Source organism: Bilophila sp. 4_1_30, assembly GCF_000224655.1.
Taxonomy (GTDB): domain Bacteria; phylum Desulfobacterota; class Desulfovibrionia; order Desulfovibrionales; family Desulfovibrionaceae; genus Bilophila; species Bilophila wadsworthia.
Map to the genome: position 1 here is coordinate 49506 of NZ_JH114238.1, position 2999 is coordinate 52504.

Below are 2999 nucleotides of genomic sequence, written 5' to 3' on the forward strand. Positions count from 1 at the left end.
CGCCAGTTCGGCGGCGTTGGCTTCGGCATCTATCTCCGTGCCCGTGCGCCCGTACCGCCGCGCCAGCGTTTCGCACTCGGCCTCATCCAGCGGCGACGCGTGCCTGTAGCCGCGCCGCTCCATTTCGAGCACAAGCTCCTTATGCCGCCGGAACATGCGCCGGGGGTCCACCAGCTTTCCGGCGAGGAACCCGTCAATGTTTTTCCCGCGCCGCAAGCTTCCGAGAAGCATATGTAATTCAACATGTTCACCCAACAGGTGCTTACGGCACATCGTTTCCGGGGGAAGCATCCACATTCGCATAGCCGCACTCCTTTGCCGGGAGTCTAGCGGGCGGGGCGCTTGCATACAATGAGACTTGTGCCGGGCTTGCGGCGCTTGGGCCGTACCCTTGCACCCCGCCGTTCCGCCGGACGGGAGCGGCGCGGTGCCGTTCCTCTGTGCCGCCGTTTTCCCCTGTGCGGCCTCCGTCCGTTTCGCGGCGGGAAGGCTGCCCATGCGGGCGGGGTACTGACGTACCCCCGGGAGCCGGAACCTTGAGCCCGGTGGAGGACGGGCCCTTCCCTGAACTCTGCGGGGGTACGCCGGCAGCGGGCTTTCAGCTCCGTGCCGTGAAGAGAACATTTCATATATAGAGTATCGAGTCAAGATAAAATTCCATATATGAGATTAAAAATCGCCGTATGGATTCCAGAAACAGCATTATCTATGGGAGTCCATTTCCCAACCATGCGAAAAAAGATCTGAAGAAGGCGATAGGAAGGAATCACAGCCCGGTTTGGTGGGAAAGCCCGGAAAGGGGCGGCTGTGGACGGAGGCGGCGTAGGGGCACAGCCGACCGGAACGGGGCTCCTGGCCGGGGCAGGCGCGGTGGGGCGCTGGCCATCTGGATCTTGGGGACGGAGGCGGTTCCGGGGGCGCAGGACAGCCGATCCCGGTGAAGGGTGCGGGCGCGGCTCAAGAAGGGGACACGGGCAGGGGCAGGGCGGAAAGGTTTCATGGTACGTCTTTCCTGAAGGAAAGACGCGGGCACGGCAGGGGAATCCCTTTTTATGAAGGCGGAAACCGGAGGGGGAGGAAAGCCGGGGGGCGGGCAAAGGGTGCCCCGCTATCCTCTGGAGAGGCGGGGGGAGGGAAAGGGGGCGCGGCAAGGAAGCATTGCATTTTATGGAGGGGAGCCCGTTTCGGTGCCGCTGTCCCAGCCGGGGCGGGCCCATGCGCGGGGTGGCTGTCTACACGCGGATTCTTGCTAAGGATCTAGCCGAGGCGTGCCCGCACTGGGAGGCTGTGCCGGGAGGCGGCCCGTGCCTCCGGGGAGCCGTGCGCGGGCCGCCTCCCGGGATATGTGTAGATGTGGGGGGGACTGCAAAAGGGGAAAGGAGGAACTCCTCCGGTGAGCCGGGATAGGTGGGTGGCGGGTGCTTTTCAGCTGGAGGGGCAGCCCTCAGACGACCCGCCCGAACCAGCGTACCCGCCCGTAGACACGGAAGGTTTCGAGATCCGGGCCTTCGACCACGATGTCGGAGAAATCGCGGTTTTCCGACTTGAGCAGCCAGCCGCGCGGGGTGCGCTGGACGCGCTTGACGAGCAGCTCCTCCCCGAAGCCCACGAGGAAGATGTCCCCGTCCCGCAGCTCCTTGACGGACTGATCGACGAGGATGGTGTCCTTATGGCGGATCATCGGCTCCATGCTGTGCCCGATGACGTCCAGCATGACGGATTCCTTGGCGTGGACGCCCACCCTGCGCAGGAAGTCGTCGCGGAAGGCATACATCCCCAGAACCTCGTCCGAAGTGATGAGCGACGACCCGGCCCCGGCTTGGGCCACGACCTTGGGGATCAGGGTATAGCCTTCCATCCGCTCGTCAGGGAATACGATTTTCCCCCCGAGCTGGGAAATCCAGTCCAGCAGCTTGTCGGCTCCGGGAGGCGATCCGCCCTTGAGCACGCGGAAAAACGTCGAGGCCGGGGCTCCCACCGTCTTGCCCAGATTGGTGATCCCGCCCGCCTTTTCCGCCTTTTTGTTCAGCCATTCTATGGCCTTTTCGTAATCGGTCTTCATCCCGGAACCGTAGCAAGTTTTTTCATATATGGGAAGATTCTCATGTGGCATTTTTTTGTTGCCATTTGTTTTCATATATGGAATCATTCGTTCCGTGTATGGGATAGGACGCGCTTTCGTGAACCGCCCAAGGCTGTGCCCCGGCGCTCGGCACCCCTTGCCCGGCCCCGTCAGGGCCGAGGCCGGCATCATCGGCGCGCCGTTGCCGCTTCGCAGGCGTTTCATCGCGCGGGGCAGGGGAGCGGAAAAGTTGAAGGAACGCTTGAAGTTTAGGGGAGACGGCAGGGCCGCCCCCGGACGCCATACGGGAGGACAGGAGGAAAGGTGATGAAATACCGTAAGATATCGCCGTGCATCTGGAACGACGCCAAAGTCCGCGAGCTTTCCGACAAGGGCAAGCTCGCGCTGCTGTTCCTGCTGACGCACCCGCACATGACCCCGCTCGGCGCGATCCGGGCGAACGCCCCCGGCCTCGCCTGTGAGCTCGGGTGGTCCGAAAAGGTGTTCCGGAAGGCGTTCGGGGAAGTCCTCGCGCTCGGCATCGCCAAGGAGGACGCCAAGGCCCCGCTCGTATGGTTCCCGAACTTCCTCCGCCACAACATGCCGGAATCGCCCAATGTTGTGCGCTCGTGGGTGGGGGCCTTCAGGGACTTGCCGGAATCCCCGCTGAAGGGGGCCATGCTGGAGCGCACGGGGGAGGCCGTCCTGACGCTTGGGGAGGGGTTCCGCAGCGCGTTCGCCGAGGCGTTCCCCGGCGTGTTGGGCGGGGCCGCGCCCGGCGTTTCCGCCAGCCGTCCCGGAAGCCTTGCCGGGGCTCCTCCCGAAGCCTTGCCCATACCCTTCGGGGAAGCCTTTCCGGAGGGTATGCCCAATCAGGAACAGGAGCAGGAACAGCGGCGGAAGGGGGGAAGGGGCACGCGCGCGGGCAGCGCGATCC

Annotated in this window: 3 protein-coding genes; 1 reads left to right on the forward strand and 2 read right to left on the reverse strand. The window is 64.2% G+C overall.

Features of this window, described 5'->3' with window-relative positions; translation table 11 throughout:
• Both HMPREF0178_RS19750 and HMPREF0178_RS19755 read right to left on the reverse strand, forming a co-directional pair.
• The coding region (locus HMPREF0178_RS19750) for a pyrimidine dimer DNA glycosylase/endonuclease V (protein ID WP_009369306.1) at positions 1–303 on the reverse strand (303 nt) is incomplete at its 3' end.
• A 1141-nt stretch (positions 304–1444) separates the two neighbouring features.
• The gene (locus HMPREF0178_RS19755) at positions 1445–2062 is read right to left on the reverse strand and encodes a S24 family peptidase (protein ID WP_009369308.1); all 618 of its coding nucleotides are present in this window, start codon (positions 2060–2062) and stop codon (positions 1445–1447) included.
• A 327-nt stretch (positions 2063–2389) separates the two neighbouring features.
• Here HMPREF0178_RS19755 and HMPREF0178_RS22230 point away from each other — a divergent pair.
• Positions 2390–2999 (forward strand): hypothetical protein (locus HMPREF0178_RS22230; protein WP_009369309.1); only part of this gene is annotated, 610 nt, incomplete at its 3' end.

Bases quoted from the DNA above. Each gene is read 5' to 3' on its own strand.
- HMPREF0178_RS19755 (WP_009369308.1), bottom strand. From the start codon at position 2,062: ATGAAGACCGATTACGAAAAGGCCATAGAATGGCTGAACAAAAAGGCG.